Source organism: Prevotella sp. tf2-5 (assembly GCF_900115435.1).
Classification (GTDB): domain Bacteria; phylum Bacteroidota; class Bacteroidia; order Bacteroidales; family Bacteroidaceae; genus Prevotella.
The window spans coordinates 346,667-362,270 of sequence record NZ_FOWK01000003.1; the positions used below are offsets into that span (position 1 = coordinate 346,667).

Annotated in this window: 15 protein-coding genes; all 15 read right to left on the minus strand. The window is 55.8% G+C overall.

The genetic code is table 11. The features are described 5' to 3' along the window. Positions 1–20: 20 nt before the first annotated feature. Positions 21–1,772 carry a hypothetical protein gene (locus BM257_RS05230; RefSeq protein WP_092069232.1) on the minus strand — a complete coding sequence of 584 codons (1,752 nt, stop codon included), beginning with the start codon at positions 1,770–1,772 and terminating at the stop codon, positions 21–23. Continuing rightward, entirely contained in the window at positions 1,765–2,406 is a 642-nt protein-coding gene (locus BM257_RS05235; protein ID WP_092069235.1) for a hypothetical protein, read from the minus strand. The genes BM257_RS05230 and BM257_RS05235 overlap by 8 nt, the downstream gene beginning before the upstream one ends. After that, entirely contained in the window at positions 2,403–2,591 is a 189-nt protein-coding gene (locus BM257_RS05240; protein WP_092069238.1) for a hypothetical protein, read from the minus strand. The genes BM257_RS05235 and BM257_RS05240 overlap by 4 nt, the downstream gene beginning before the upstream one ends. Then, positions 2,588–2,968 carry a hypothetical protein gene (locus tag BM257_RS05245; RefSeq protein WP_092069241.1) on the minus strand — a complete coding sequence of 127 codons (381 nt, stop codon included), beginning with the start codon at positions 2,966–2,968 and terminating at the stop codon, positions 2,588–2,590. The genes BM257_RS05240 and BM257_RS05245 overlap by 4 nt, the downstream gene beginning before the upstream one ends. A 68-nt stretch (positions 2,969–3,036) precedes the next feature. Further along, on the minus strand, positions 3,037–3,483 hold the full coding sequence (locus tag BM257_RS14745) for a hypothetical protein (RefSeq protein WP_177216019.1): 447 nt from the start codon (positions 3,481–3,483) through the stop codon (positions 3,037–3,039). A gap of 17 nt (positions 3,484–3,500) precedes the next feature. After that, on the minus strand, positions 3,501–4,235 hold the full coding sequence (locus BM257_RS05255; RefSeq protein WP_092069244.1) for a hypothetical protein: 735 nt from the start codon (positions 4,233–4,235) through the stop codon (positions 3,501–3,503). 14 nt (positions 4,236–4,249) lie between these two features. Next, positions 4,250–6,241, minus strand: coding sequence for a hypothetical protein (locus BM257_RS05260; RefSeq protein ID WP_092069247.1), 1,992 nt, complete (start codon positions 6,239–6,241; stop codon positions 4,250–4,252). A gap of 22 nt (positions 6,242–6,263) precedes the next feature. Continuing rightward, positions 6,264–6,776: a S49 family peptidase gene (locus tag BM257_RS05265; protein WP_369821302.1), complete on the minus strand. Its 513-nt coding sequence runs from the start codon at positions 6,774–6,776 to the stop codon at positions 6,264–6,266. Between the two features lie 530 nt (positions 6,777–7,306). Continuing rightward, the gene (locus BM257_RS05270) at positions 7,307–7,672 is read right to left on the minus strand and encodes a hypothetical protein (protein ID WP_092069252.1); all 366 of its coding nucleotides are present in this window, start codon (positions 7,670–7,672) and stop codon (positions 7,307–7,309) included. A gap of 56 nt (positions 7,673–7,728) precedes the next feature. After that, the gene (locus BM257_RS05275; RefSeq protein ID WP_092069255.1) at positions 7,729–8,262 is read right to left on the minus strand and encodes a hypothetical protein; all 534 of its coding nucleotides are present in this window, start codon (positions 8,260–8,262) and stop codon (positions 7,729–7,731) included. Between the two features lie 718 nt (positions 8,263–8,980). Next, the gene (gene dnaG / locus BM257_RS05280; RefSeq protein WP_092069379.1) at positions 8,981–12,919 is read right to left on the minus strand and encodes a DNA primase; all 3,939 of its coding nucleotides are present in this window, start codon (positions 12,917–12,919) and stop codon (positions 8,981–8,983) included. 4 nt (positions 12,920–12,923) lie between these two features. Further along, a complete protein-coding gene (locus tag BM257_RS05285; protein WP_255405550.1) occupies positions 12,924–13,406 on the minus strand; it encodes an XRE family transcriptional regulator in 483 nt (160 codons plus the stop codon). Then, entirely contained in the window at positions 13,388–13,795 is a 408-nt protein-coding gene (locus BM257_RS05290; protein ID WP_092069258.1) for a DUF4406 domain-containing protein, read from the minus strand. The genes BM257_RS05285 and BM257_RS05290 overlap by 19 nt, the downstream gene beginning before the upstream one ends. 16 nt (positions 13,796–13,811) lie before the next feature. Next, positions 13,812–14,456: an N-6 DNA methylase gene (locus BM257_RS05295; protein WP_092069261.1), complete on the minus strand. Its 645-nt coding sequence runs from the start codon at positions 14,454–14,456 to the stop codon at positions 13,812–13,814. Beyond that, entirely contained in the window at positions 14,456–15,586 is a 1,131-nt protein-coding gene (locus BM257_RS05300; RefSeq protein WP_177216020.1) for a tyrosine-type recombinase/integrase, read from the minus strand. The genes BM257_RS05295 and BM257_RS05300 overlap by 1 nt, the downstream gene beginning before the upstream one ends. Between the last annotated feature and the right edge of the window lie 18 nt (positions 15,587–15,604).

Sequence of the window (15,604 nt, forward strand, 5' to 3'; positions counted from 1 at the left end):
GAAAGAACAAAAAAAAGAGATTAAACGGGTATATTGTCGGGCAAATCGGTCGGAAGACTGCTCAGTTCCTGACGGCACAGGTCGGCATACATGCCATACAGCAGGTATATGAGGGCGGACGGCAACTGCGTGGTCAGTCCAGCCTGGTGCTTCAGAGGCTCCTTGCGCTCTGACGACTTGTCGAGCTCTATCTTTCCGGACTGCTGCTTGACTGGCGACACCATGATGGCTGAGCACAGGTTCTTGCACTCGTTCTCGTCAATGCGGATGCGCGGCAGTGCGTCATGGTGCTCGGAGAACAGCATCAGCAGCAACTTGTACTGCTGCCAGTAGTAGATGGTGCCCTGTCCCTCGTTGTAGAGCACCACGCTGAATCCGTACTGCTCAAGACGCTCCTTCATCTTCCTGGAGTCGGTGGTGATCTGCTCCAGCTCCTCACGGGTCTTGTTTCCGGCTCGGTCAGGATAAAGGTGTACGGTCTTGTTGACGCTGTCCGCACCGAAGAAGAGGTGGAACTGCTGGGCAAGGTCGTCCTGGGGAACGGGGGCGAAGCTGGTGAACTCCTTGATCACGTCGAGCCGCTTGCCGTACTCCTTCTTCTGGGCGCACACCAGGCTGGAGAAATTGCCTGGGTCATAGCCGACATATATCTCGTCCATGGGACTGTAATGCCTCAGGTAGTGTGCGGTCAGGATGAACTTGTCCTTCAGGTCGAGTTTCATGATCAGGTCGTAGATGTACGAGTCCTTGAACTGGTGGCGGTGACGGTCATACGCGGCGAAGAACTTGTTTGTCACCTCCTTGTGGCGGATGGCGCAGATGGAGGTCAGGAACTCGTCGATGTCGAGCGTGTCCAGCTGTGTCTTGAAGAACTTGGCGCCCAGGATGTCAAGGTTGGTGAAACTGGAGGCACGGGCATAGAAGATGGCGTTGCGGCGCATGTCGGCAAGACGGGGCTTCCAGATGGCTACGATATGGTTCAGACGCTGCTGCTCCAGACGGATCCTCTCCATTGTCACGGGATTCTTTGTCTCACGGAGTTGCGCCTTCAGCTCATGGAGACGGAGCAGCTGCTTGTTAAGGTGCAGTGCCACGGTGACAATCTCGGAGACGAGCTGGCGGTCCACCTTCTTCTCGTACTCCTCAAACCAGTCATCCTCTCCCAAGTCCACACGCGCCGTATCGCTGACACCTGTCACCCCCGCATAATAAGGACTCTTCCGTATCTCCGCGCTGCCGCCACGGAGGGAGGGGAACAGACGGGAGCGCAACTTCTCTCCCGAGTTATGCTTCATTTCCTCGATAAAGGCATGTACGGCGTTGCGTCCGGCTACACTCTCCGGCTGGTCGCTGCTGACCAACTGGAGGTGGGCACCGTTGCGGAACACCACGGAGTGCTTGGGATAGCTGACAGGGTAGCGCGGCTTTCGGAAATGGGAGGGCAGTCGGGTCTCCCCAACCACGTAGTCGACACCGTACTCCAGCAGGGGACGCTCACGACCGTTCACGCTGACCATTCTGGAGAAAGATGCCTGTATATTTGGGAATACGTTGGATATCAGGGCGACATAGGTCTTGTGCACCAGGAACATCAGTTCGCCAGGCATTGAGTCGGCGACACGGATGATGCGCGGGGTGGTGACACCCTCGGTCTTACCCGTGGCACGCCCCAGCTCCGCAATCAGGATGTTGCTGTCTATCACATTGCACAGCAGCTGCACCTGGTTCATGTAGAGCTGCTCCATATCGTCGTATGACACACGCTCACTCATTGATTATCTCCTCCATTGACTCCAGTTCCTCGATCTTGGCATCTGTGAGCAGCCTTTTCTTCTCACTGCTCTCAATAGGCAGCGACTGGATGATGACATAGGCTCCCTCACGGTTCTTCCTGGCAATCGTCTTCAGATCCTGGGTCTCGAAGCCCAGCAGCCCGGGTGTGACATCAGGAGAGATTAACTGCGTGATACCCAGAGTGCGGTCGCTGTCGGCTATCTCCGCAGCACGGCGGCGGCACTCAAGGGCACGCTCCGTTGCCTTTGACTGTGTCTTAAGGTCGCCCTTGACGGCAGCCAGCATGGCGATCTTCTCAAACTGGTCGGCATAGACAGACTCCCAGACCTTGATACCGACAGACTGGTCGACATGGAAGAAGTTGAGCGCCTCGTAGACACGGGCGACGGCGGTGCGCTGCTCGATGCTCACATGCTGCTCCGCCGCTATGCGCTGACGGAGTTTGGCGGCACAGCGACTGACGCTCCGTTCCGTCTCGAAGGTCTCCGCCGCCCATTGCAGCTGCTGCAGGAACAGGCGGAGATCCGCGGGGATAGCCTCCCCCTTGCCGGTGGCAAGGAAAGAGGCTATCAGGTCGGGGTGCAACTCCTGGATCTTCTCTATCTGTGTCATACGCCGAAAAGCTCTTTCCGCAACTTACGCTCCTCGGCATACTGGTTGAGTTCGGCAAGCAGCTTGACACTGTCAGTGTCTCCCATCTTTGCCTGCGTTGTCAACTTGTCGTACATCTCACCAGCGTCCGCCTCCGCATTGACTTCCGAGGCTATCTTTGCCAAAAGTTTCTCGTAGTTGCTCATAATTGTCTGTTTCCTTCCTGCTCAAGTATCATACGGAACAGGCGTTCCCTGTCCTGATGACGTTCGAGGTTAGTCCTGTCCTGATGACGCTTGTCCTTTCGGTCCTTACGCTTGATGTAACTCTTATAGCGTCTGATATTGTCGAGTACATTCTTATGCTGCCTGAGGAACTCTGCAGGGTCTCGCTTCAGGAGGGTGGCTAGTCTTGCTGCCTCCGATCGTCCTGCAAGCAACGGATGCTCGCAGAGGAACTTGCCTGTATCGTTAAAGGATTGCAACTCGGCGAACGCCTGAAGATTACGTATACGAAGCTCTGCCATTTCTGCCACAGCCGCCTCGCTCGGAATCTTCTCAAGCTGCTCGTCGAGTTGCCTCATACGCCGCCATGTGTTGATGCGGTCGTTGTAGAGAATAGTAGCCTGCTGCACGTCAGGGTCACTGAGGTTCAGCCAGTCGATTTTCTGGTACTCTTCTTCTTTGGTGAGGGGCTTTTCACTTTTTTTTTCGCCTTCTCCGCAGGTACTTCCTCTGCAGGTGCCTCCTCTGCAGGTGCCTCCTCCGCAGGTACTTCCTCCGCAGGTATTTCCTCTGCAGGTGCTTCCTCCGCAGGTACTTCCTCCGCAGGTATTTCCTCTGCAGGTACTTCCTCCGCAGGTGCTTCCTCTGCAGGTGCCTCCTTACTTGAAAGACGGTTCTTGACGATCTCGTCACGGGATGCGACGCCAAGAAGGTCGAAGAGGATCTGGTCCTCACAGCGACTCGGCGACAACCCGAACTCCGTCAGTCGCGGGTTTCTCGGATCCTTCTCCTGGAGTAACCGCAAATCGGCAGCAGCCGACTCCTTGGAGAGCAGCTGCCGATGATGCATGATACGTTCACGTTCGTTATACATACTCGTTACAATTTAGTTCAACCATTGCCTGCGGCGGCTGGATTTCCATCAAGCAGGTCGTTGACGTCCTCGCCGTCCGCCCATTGAACCAGGCAGTCCAGGTAGACACTGTTGCGTACGAAGGTCAGCGTGGTGTAGCGACCGTCCGCGTCGTCCTTCGTCTCGGTGTTGTTCAGCACCATGGGGCGCTCCGCCTCTCCGATGACATGCCATACGGTGTCCTTGATGTGCTTGTAGAGAATGATGAACTTGAAGCCGGAGTACTCCTCGACGAAGTTCTTGATCTGGGTCCTGTCACCGCCGAGGATTGCCGTGAAGGTATTGGCACCCGTCGTGGTGATGTCACCCTTCTCGGTGCTCGACAGCAGCGTCGGGATGGCGTGCGCCTCGAAATAGTGCGCCGCCTCCCCTGGCTTAAGGAGAGACTTGCCGATCTCCACCAGACGGTCCTTGTCAGGCTGGGGAAAATTGAACCTGTCGGCGAGCTGATCGCAGCCAATCAGGACAATCTGATAGGCGATCTCATTACCGTGCGTCTCACGGTCGGACACGTCGTCGATATTGCCGATGAGAGCCATGGAGGCAAGGGACAGACCTATGCCTTGGGCACTTGCGGGCTCAGCCCAAGCCATGAGGATCATACAGATAGCAAACAGCCAAAGCAGGCATTTTGCCAGCTGGCGCTGGCGCTTGTTGGCGTACTGGGCTCCCTTGCGGGAAAGCCCAGTACTGATGATAAGTGACTTTTTCATATTACACATTTTTATTATCCTACATAATGGGGATTCAGCTCACGGTTGATGGTGCGGTTGCCGCCGACGCAACGCTCCAGCTCTGCGAACTTACCGTCTGAGAGGAGGATGACGAGGATGTAGTCACCAACCTTGGTAGGCTCCCACGCCTCCTTGATCTTCTCAAACTTGCCTGACTTGGCGATTGTTGACGGATGGGTCTCGTCACCGATCTCGATACAGTAGGCGACACCGTTCTTGGCACCAGTGATATCGGTGATCGCTGTCGCCTCGGTATTGACACCTGTGATCTGCCAGAATCCATTGCCGGCGTCAACAGTCGTCGCGTCAGCGGCGATGTCGGCGGCGAAGAGGTTAAGGAAGATCTGCTGCCACTGGTAGTCATTGGCGACAAGTTCCGCACGGCTGGAGAACTTGCGACCAAGGAAAGCAGCCGCGGTACCCTCTTTCCATGTGCTCCAGGCGCGAACCATCTCCATCTGCTGCTCCATCTGGAGACCCATCATCTCTCCTGGCAGGAACTCCAGGAACTGGAGGTTGCCGGGCTCCTGCATCATCATGAAGGTGAGGTTGCCAAGGTACGGCAGCCAGATAATGCGAACATCGGTGTCCGGCACGATGTTGGCGTATGAGTTGACTCCGGCGAAGTCTGTGTCAAGATGGAACTGGGTACGGATGCACTTGAGCCACCAGGACTTGTGACGCTCGTTCAGGTAAAGCACCTTGCCGTCCAGTGTCTCATCCTCACCCAGATGCGACTTGATCTCGGCGACGAACAGCTGTACCGTACCGAGCATGGTGCTCTCGGTGTATGCGCGGAAGGTCTTGTCCGAGTCGTCGGTCACCAGCAGCTTGTTGCTGTGGATATAGTCAAGCAGGCGATAGAGGATACCGGTGGATGCGGTCAGGTAAGAACCGGCGACACCGCTCTCAGGCTTCACGTAGATACCGCGCATACGGCGGATGTTCTGCTCACGCTGCGCCTCCAGGAGAGAGTTGAGCATCTGGTACTCAATCATGTTCCACTTGATAGGATCGCTGCCGGAGGTATTCAGATAGGCGATGTACTTGCGCTCCAGATCCTTCATCGGACCCCACATCATCTTGATCATGGCGTCGTCAACGTAGCCGCGCTCGTTCTCGATCTTCATGCCGCCCTTGTAGACAGCACCCTCCTGCCAAGCCTGGGAAACCTCGTCGAAGAAGGCGTTGAAGATGACGTCGTTGTCCTGGATACCGTAGCGTACAGGGAAGAAGTCGGTCATCTTGACGGTAGAGAGGACACGCGCGATGATGGCGTCCTGGCGACGGATGGTGAACTGCGTTCCCATGTCGCCCAGATTGTCAACTCCAGCATAGTTGGTGGAGAACTTCCCCTCTGCGACAGCCTTCAGGTCAGCGGTCATCTTGTTCTCAATAAGGTACTTCGCACGCTGACGCAGAGCTGCTCCGTACTCGCTGACAGCCTTGCGGAACGCCTCTTGCTCGGCATTGGTAGGCTCGCCAAGGGCGGCAGCCATAGCCGGGTTGGCGGCGATCCTGTTCCAGCGCAGTCCCATGGAGTACATAGGAGCCTGGACACCGAACAGATACTCCGGAGTATTGCCGAATCCGTGGATGCTCACGATAACGGCGTTACCTTTCTGCTCTGGAATGTCAGCAGCGGGTTGGCGACTGAGGATTTCGATACGCGAACCGAGGTTGTTGATGGCAGTCACTATGTCCTGCTGGGTGGCATTACGCTCCCCCTCATCAGCAACGTTCTGCTCCGGCTCACCACCTGCCGCGAGAACGGCAGAGTAGATCGCATTCAGTTGCTTCTGCATCGCCTCGCTCTGAGCCTGCTCCTGCTCGGCGTTAATGTCGTCCTGCAGGGTAACCTGGTAGTCACGCTGGTAGCGTTCCAACACCTGCTGGAACTCCTCGTTTGTCAAAGCCTTGGACTCGAACTTGGAAGTGAAGCCAAGAAGCTCCAGCACTTTCTTTAATTTTTCTTTCCAATTCATAACCTAAAATTTTAAACTAACACTAAATGGCACTATAAATAGAATTCTTCTGTTTGTTGACGTCAGACCACTTGCGACCGAGGTCCGAAGCCTCCATGGCGACATCGAGCAGGGTAGACTGCCCGTCGGCGAGACCGATCTCCAGCGCCGCTTTCGTGAAGAACGTCTCACCTCTCAGCACGGGGGCATCGTCATCCAGACCGGCAAGCCGCTTGCGCTGTGACCTCACCGTGGAAAGGAAGCTGTCGTTCAACGGGTCAAGCACCTCCTCGATGTACTGTTTGGGCTTGCCGTCCTTGAGATTGTCGAAAACCTTGTTCTTGAGGTCCGACTTGGTAGCCTTCGCCTCGATGAGCTTGATACCCAGCGACTCGTAGTACTGCTTGAAGTCGTAGAAAGAGGTCATGGTTCCGATGCAGCCGACGAAGTCGAAGGCGGTGGTGGCATACACGCGCTGACCATGGCATGCGATGTTGTATGCCGCGGAGCACGCCTGCTCATACAGGGTGACGACAGGTTTCTGAAGGCTCCGCATCGTCTCGTCGAGGCGGTCGAGGTAGTACGCCTCTCCGCCGGGGGAGTTGACATGGAGCAGGTGACTCGTGATCTGCGGGTTCGCGTCCGCCGCAAGAAGGTCAGCCTCCAGCTGCTTCGACGAGAAGTAGTACCTGGAGGAAGCCGTGATCAAGCCCCAGACGCGGTGGTATGCGACGGAGTTGTCCGGAAGCTCAGGACTGTCGAAGTCATAGCCGACCAGTGACAGGGGACTGTCGGTCTGCTGCCTGGCAACGGCTCTGTCTATCATCTGCTTGATTTTCTCGAAGGCTTCCCTCGTCCGCTGATCATAGGTCTTTGTGTCGAAGAAAAACTGGGAGTTCTCCGGGATGTCCGCCTTGCCGGCGACCCTTGGGGGCTGCACGGGGAAGGCTGTGACCATCAGCTGGCGGTAGCCGTCGGTGGAGATCAGCAGCGGCATGTCACTGAGAAGAATAGTCTGCAGTTCATTCATTGGGCAAATCGATTAATCTGCCCAAAGGTAATTATATATAATAATGTGGGAAAAGACTACGAGACGAAGGGATTACGAACCGTCTCCGCCTTGATCCGCAAGGTGGCGGTGTTCAGGTTCAGGGATATGACCGCCCGGGCTGGCATCAGGATGTCGCCTATCGAATAGCTGCTGCCGTCGGAGCCGAAGACGCGTACTATACAACTCCGCTCGTGGCGGAAGAACCTGACTGTCGAGGAGTCGGGCGTGTCGATGGTCAGTGACTTGTCGCAGTTCCACGAGGTGCCTCCGTCGTCTACGGAGGGAACAGGCTCGATACTGAACGGCTGGTCGCTCATCACATCGAAGGATCCCTCCTCGAATGTTCCGGTCGTGGTGGTGATGACCGGGATGAGCCGGATGTGCTGGGTAAGCTCTCTCATAATATACTTTTTTCGTGACGAGAATATAAAGGATAAAACAGGTTGTTCGGTAAACGTTAATTCTTTTTAAAATTATGTCTTTTTTCGTATTTTCTGGGTTTTCTGGGATGCAGGCGCTGCCGGTAACGCTGGAAACTCTTCAGAAGGGCGTCCTCGGTGATACTCTCCAGGCGGTACCGTCTTATGAAGTCCGCCACCATGTCCTGCTGCCTCACGGGACGACCGTGGTTCTCGTTGTCAAGCATCATCTGGTGGAACTCGTAGTTGAACTGACGGCGGAGGAACCTCTCTATGAGCTGGACCGCCACAGGCGAGAGGTAGTTGTAGTACGCGGGGTTCTTGACAGGTCCGTCCTCAGCCGTCCTCCTTGACGGAAGCAGGATCCTGAGGTTGCCGTCTGTCAGGAGAGGCTGGTCGGCACGACGCTTAGCCATATGCTCCCAGACACAGTGATAGAACTCGGAATTGTAAGGAATTCGGATTGCGCCATCCGTTCCGCCTTCAGCGAACTTATTTTTCGCATACTCGGCAAGATAGGACTCGATGCGGATGGTGACAATCCTGATTTGGGAGGCGTTTTTTTTATTCATATGGGGAAACTCTGTTTTTTGTTCCTACCGTCCTACATTCCTACAAAAATATTCGGACTTCGATGCAAAGATATGAAAAATAATTGAAAAGAGTTATTTGTTAAACGAAAACTTTAATATAACAACATAAAAAAGTTATTCCTACATCATCCTTTTATCCTACAAATCCGGGGAAAAACAGGTGTTTCGTCCTACAATCCTCCTTTCCTACAAAAATATGCGTCATCCTACATCGTCCTACAAAATTCCTACATTCCTACATTTATATATATAATATAATTAATATAAGTAATTAATTGATATATAAGTAGTTATGGTGTTTTGTTTTCAAAATGGAACGGAATGAAAAATACGTTTTGTAGGATTGTAGGATTGTAGGACGCACTTTTTCCGAAAAATATTTTTCGTTTCTCTATTTTAAGGGTTTTTTGTTCAAATTTGGGGGTACGGGGGTTTTTCGCCTTGGACGGTGCGGTCAAAATGTAAAATTAGAGTCAGACATGGGAAAGTGAGGAAAAACCTGCGGAAATTCCCTTGTGTTTCGTACCTTTGCGGTGTAAATTGGGGGAGTGTGTGCCTATTATATCAATAGGCAATAATCATGAGGGGATGAGGGGAGGAATAATAGTAACGTAGTCACAGGAAGAAGGGCAGCGTGTCGTCGCGACAGGCTGCCCTTGGAATGGGAAGTATCAGGATGTGAGAATACGGGGATTTGTCAGAACGGGTCGCCGTTCCTCCAGACGGACTGCCCTGTGGCTTCCCGTGGGCTCTCAGGCTCCGGTTCCCGTTGCGCCTGGTCCCTGCGGAAGTCTATGTTGTACGCCTTCATGAACTCGTCATAGTCGATAATGACAGCCGACGTGCTGGTCTGCCTGGTCTGCTCGTCCTTGATAACCTTGTCAACCCTCGGGTCGAAGCGCTCCACCACCTCCGTCCACTCGAAGCGGCGGGAGGCGACCGTGCCTATGTAGGAGGGATGCGACCTCAGGTTCTGCTCGATGGTCGCCAGCGTGGACTTCTCGCTGTTGTAGCCGTTGCGGTCGAAGATGCTGAACGCCGCCTGCAGGCGCAGGAACATGATCTTCTGCCCCGGGCTGAAGGCGAACGTCCTCTTCTCGCCCCGCGCGTCCTTGCCGGTGACGCCCTTCGGGGTCTCAATGAGGAACTCACGGCACTCCACGATCTTGCGGGTGTCGATCATGTTGTCTATGGCGGTGAAGAACATCGCCAGCTTGTCGGTGCTCCTGATGAGCGACAGCTGCCAGTTGATCTTGTCCCTGGCGATCCTCATGAACTCGTCGTAGGTGAAGGGCAGGTGGAAATGCGAGTACTGCTCTATGAGCCTGACCATGCCGAGGAAGAGCGACACCGTCTTCATCAGGCGGTCCCTCTCCCCGGAATTGACGACACCGTCCCTCAGCTCGTTGTAAGCCTGCTGGCGGAGCGGGCGGAAATGGTCCATCACGGCGGGACGCAGTGCGAGGACCTCTAGCAGCACGTTGGAGAGTCCCACCTTGCCGGGATCCTCGATCTCCTTCAGGCGGTCGAAGAGACGTGTGGACTCCAGGCTCCTGTCCTTGGGCTTGGGGACCTCGCAGATGACGACGCGGCTCATCAGGGCGTTGTCGTCCCGCTGCGGCATCTCCTGTCCGCACAGGATGACGGAGGCGAACACCTTGTCGGTCTCGAACTCCTTCCCGGAGCTCCCCTTGCGCTTCAGCTTGTCCTCACCGTCGTAGGTGATGGACTTCAGCGCCTGGAACTTGATGTCGCTGATGGTGGCGTTGTTGTACTCGTCCAGGACGATGGGCACGTCACGGAAGGCTGACATGTACGACTGCATGGCGGCGTCGGTGCCGAGGTTCAGGTTGAAGATGCTCTGGTGCGGACTGATGAACAGCGACCTGATGGACACGGCGATCTGCGTCTTGCCCGATGACATCGGTCCCACGAAGAAGGGGGCGGTGAAGAGACGGTCGATGCAGTGTATGTTGCTGCGGAACGCCGACATGAGGGCGAAGAGGATCGCCCACTTGCCGTTGTCGTTGATGGAGTAGACCCTGTTCATCAGGTCCGCCCACTCGTCGAAGGTGACCTGTCTCTCCTTGGGCACCTCCCGGTACACGAACTGCGATATCAGCTGGTATTTCTCCTGACGGCGCTTGTTGTCTATGTAGATGGTGGAGAAGGCGGGAAGGTAGTAGTTCCGCTTGTTGTGGGTGACCACGCCAAGCTCGTCGACCTGCTCGAACCTCATGGAGCCGCCCACCATGTGGCAGATGCCGTTGGCGAAGGCGAAGAACTGCTCGTCGGGTCGGCGGTTGGTGCCCTCCGTCTGCTGGTTGCCGTAGACCTCGACCTCCGAGCACATCACGTACTTGTAGGACATCCACTCCCTGATCTTGCGCCAGTACTCCTCCTTGCCGTTCGAGAAGTTGACGCCCTCGTAGTTGATCAGCACGTCCTCGATGGTCGACATCTTCAGCAGGGAGCGTGACACGACCTCCACATACACGGGGGTCTCGTACCTTCTGCGGTTGACCCTCAGCACCCTCTTGTTCTGGTCGAAGTCGTCATTGAAGATGTGCAGCAGGGGCTCCATGAAGAAGTCCCCCACCTGGATCATGCCGTTGCCGTTCTGGTTCCGGAACATATAGCACACGGGGGTCCCCTTCTTGTTCAGGCGTGGATAGAACTGGTACTCCTTCCACATCTGGGCGTAGTCAGGATTGTCCGTCACATAGTCCGGCGGGGTGTAGGGGTTGAAATAGTCCTCCTCGTCCTCCAGCCCCTCGCTCATGGCGCTGACCTTCTGCTGGCTTTTCCGCTGCTGGACGAACGGCTTGCGGATATCGTCGAACTCACCCTTCGTCAGACCAAGGCTCTTGCAGTACTGGCTGCGGTTGATGGTGACGACGGTCTCCTCCACGTAGGCTGTCATCTCCACGCAGCGGGTCACCAGGGGGACCTTGTCCCCGTTGTACCTGTCAAGGAGCTTCCCGTGAAGACCTATGTAGTAGTCCAGGAAGGACTCGGTATGGTCCCCGCATGACATCTCGATGCGCGTCACTCCGGAGCGGAAGACCAGGGACAGCGCCTTCAGATAGTCGCTCTCGGTGCCGTCGTCACTGACACAGCACCCTTTCTCGTCGGCGGCGAAGAATCCGTACGCCTTGCGGAGACTGAGGATATCTGAGTCCGAGGGGACTCCCGCAATGAGGAGGATGGGGGTCTCGTCAAACTGGTCAAGGAAATCCTGCAGGCGGGAGGTGATGATGGCGGGCTGGTCATCGTCCAGTTTCTCGCGCAGCACGTCCAGCCCGTAGATGCCCGGCTTCATGGACACGCCCCCGTCAGCCGTCTGGGTCTTGACGGCTGCGCGGATCTCGCGAAGCTTCTCCTCCAGGACAGCCATCCTCACGCCATAGTCACGGGTCATAGCCTTCAGGTACTCGTTGCGGAGCCCCGCGTCCTGCACACAGGCGACAAGCCCCATGATGACGTTCCGTTTCTCACTGATCAGGTTCTCGTCCTTGCATCCGTGCGGGATAAGCATCTTCCGGAACGCCTTGGGGAACGACTCGGTGTAGTCCTCGAGCAGCTTTCCCGTCCTCTCCCCGTTCTCCCGACCGAACTCGTCGGGATCCTTTCCTTTCGGAAGACGGGCGACACGGACGGTGCACCCTGCCTTGAGGAGTATCTCGGTGTTCTTCAGCGCAGCCTTCTGTCCGGCTGCGTCCGCGTCGTAGATCATGACGACCTTGTCGGTGAAGCGCATGATGAGCTTCACCTGCTCGGGCGTGAAGGCGGTGCCGGATCCTCCGATGACATTCTCCACACCGTAGCGGTACAGCGTCATCACGTCGAACTGCCCCTCGACCAGATAGGCAAACCCGGTCTTGGCGATCGCCTTGCGCGCCTGGTAGAGCCCGAACAGGTTGCTCCCCTTGGTGAAAAGCGGGGTCTCGCCGGTGTTGACATACTTGCCGGAGCTCTCCCTCGGGGTCACCTGACGACCGCTGAAGCCGACGACGTTGCCGCGAAGGTCGTAGAACGGGAACATCACACGGTCACGGAACACGTCGTAAGGTCCCCGGTCAGACTCCGCGGCAACGCCCACTTCCTTCAGGATGTCAAGGCTGTACCCCTCCCTGGTCAGCCGCTCACAGGCGACATTGCCCGCGGGGGCATAGCCGACCCCGAACACAGTGAGCACCCTCTCGCCTAGGTCCTCATAGCCCCTGGCGGACAGGAAGGACGCCGCCTCCCCCAAGTGCGCCTGGTAGAACCTCGCCGCGGCGGCTATGGCGATACGGCGTGACTCACGCCTCTTGTATTCCTCCTCCTCGTCACCGGTCATCTGACGTCTGGGCATCTCGACGCTGTATTTCCTGCAGAGCCACTCGAGAGCCTCCATGAACGACAGGTTCTCGTGCTTCTGGAGGAACGATATCACGTCGCCGCCCTCTCCGCACACGAAGCACTTGAAGGTCTGGCGCACGGGACTCACCACCATCGACGGGGTGTGGTCGTCATGGAACGGGCACACGCCCTTGTAGTTCACTCCCGCCTTGCGGAGCGTCACGAACTCGCCTATCACGTCGACGATATTGGCGGCTTTCTTCACTTTCTCTATCGTGTCATTCAGACTCATCATGTCACTGTCCCTTTCCGTTAAGATCCTCAAAATCCTGTCCTGCCCCCGCCATCTCCTCATTGGAGAAAAGCTCCAGCTGGCGGGAGTCCATCGCCTCCTGCATGGTGACACCCAGGTAGTCCGCCACCCTGCAGTACTCCTCTCCCGTGATCTGCCTCCTTCCGAAGAACAGAAGCCAGTACCGGCGCTGACCGATGCCGACGGCTTCATAGAAAGCCCTCGACGGGGTGAAGTCCTCGAGGTTCCTGAACCTCAGCCTGAGAAGCTCGACGAGCAGGTTGCGCTTCACGGTGCGCCCGCCCGCCGTCAGTTTCTTGCGGAGGCAGTACAGACGGACGGCACGGGCGGTGCGCCCGAGGTGACCAGCCATCTCCTCAAATGACATCCTGCCGAAGTTCTGCTCGACGAAAGCAGTCTCCTCCTCCTTCCAGTGTTTCCTGGGCAGGATCTCCCTCCTCGTTGTTTTTACTCTATTGGTACCCATACGTCCTCATATCTTTCCGGATCGTCACAAAACACCTTGGCGTCCTCCTCGTCCTGCCACAATATCCTCATGCCGGTGCTGCGGGCGTAGTCCAGTTCCAGGTTCGCCCCGTCCGACTCCTTCCAGTCCTCCAGCATGTAGATGCCGTCGCACGTCCTGAGCCACTGCAGGTCGTAGAGCAGTATGTCCGGCAGGTTCTTCGGGATCTGCCGCCACTGGAAAGCCACGTCCATGGCTTCCTGGAAAGCCTCCGACGCGGGGTTGATAAACCGGCAGAATTCCGGGTTGAAGTGCCTCCCCAGCGTTTCCTCCGCCCTCTTGAACTTCTCGCGGACGGCGTCACTGATGGTCATTCCGCCGATCTTGCCGCTGATATATATCCTGTCCATAATATCTACATTTTTTCTATTTGTTTCTAAAAACACATCTGATACTGCAGGCGGGGCAAGGCAGAGGATATTTTACTTCATTCACCACGTAACACCCGAATACCTCGCCCGTCAGACTGTTGGCGTGAGTGACGATGCCTGTCATCCCGTTGATTGTCATGTTCAGAGTGCACATTTTTACGCTCACAGGGTCAAGGTCAGCACCCTTGTAGTAGAAATGCTTCGTGCGGTCAGTCTTCGCCCAGTGAGCCAGCAGCGTGCGACCGCTACCGCAGGCGCTGTCCTCGATAACCCCATTTCCGGCACCTGCCGCATCGGCCATGGCCATACAGAGCGACATAGGCGTGAAGAACTGCCCCATTGCAGCAGCCTTGAATTTCCCCTGTACCATTTCCTCGTACATCGTGCCGAAGAAATCGTAGGCTCCGTTTTTATCGATCTCCTTGCAGGTGATACGAATCCAACGCTCTTGAAGTTCTGCCAGTTCGGGGTCGTCGATACGGCGTTCCTCGAAGATGGCAGGCATGTTAAACCGCTGATCGATAAGCCGCCCGACATCGAAGGTACCGATGAAGAAATCAAGCATCCGCCCGAAGGCGTCCGAAATGTCGATATGACGGGTCTCTGCGTACTGTGCAAGTTTTTTTATTGTTTCTCTCATTACCAGTCCACGTTTTTGTTGAATAGACGTTCCTGCTCTTTCTGACTCCGTTGCAGGTAGATGGCGGTTGTGTCGAGTTTCGAGTGCCCCAGAAGTTCTGCAAGTTCTGTCACATCCTTCGTCTTGCTGCGCTTGACATACATCTTGGCGAAGTAGTGGCGGAAGGCGTGACAGTGGAGCACCTCTGGGCGCAGACCTGCCTTACGCCCGTGATGCCTCAGAAGTGTCTGAAGCCCCCTGTCACTCATTGGACTGCCGTACCTGTTGGAACAGATGATACCGCTCAGGCCGTTGCGTGAGGCAAAGGCGGCCACCTCTCTCCGTACATTCTTGCTGAAGAAGAACCGGCGCACTTTGCCACCCTTACCCTTCAGGTCAACGCGCCCATCGGCCACCATCTCATAGGTCATTTTCAGGAACTCGTGTCGGCGGGCTCCCGTGGTCATCAGGATGCGGATGAAGATGTAGAGACGTTCGCAGTGGTCATGGCAATAGTCCAGCAACTGCTTCATCTCCCGCTCGGTGGGCACGTTCTCCAGCGAGAGTGTCTTGGGCACCTTGATGCGTTTCACCTCAATATGCTTGCCCAGCATACACGCCAGGGCTCCGACAGCGTTAAGATGGTGATTGATGCTCCTGGGCTTATAGCCGATGCTCTCCAAGGTGTCACTATATGACTTGACCGACTCCGTAGTGACTACGGTTGTGTACTGTAGAAAATTCTTCACGGCGAAGATATATCCTCTCACTGTTGTCTCTGAATACGCATTCTCCTTGACAAGCCACTCGGAAAAGTCGTTGAGCGTCTGCTGTGCCTTCTCGCTCAGGTCAGACCGTTTCTCCATCAATTGCTTTCTTGCCTTTTTACGCAGAGATCCTGCCTGTATGCCACAGAACGCCAGAAAGTCGTATAAAGCCGACGAAGCGTGGCTGCTTGTGGACAGACGGGCGGAATGACTCTTGCGATAAGCCTTCCAGCCCTTGCGGTCAACGCTCTCAGCATCCCGCAGGAACTCAAAGACTGCACCCAGTCCCCTGTCGGTCATCCCGATACAACCTTGTGTCACGTTTTCCGTGAAGCGGCAGAACAGTTCCTGTCTCTCTGGTGGCAACGAGGTCTTAATCTTCATAATCATATGGTTTTTAGT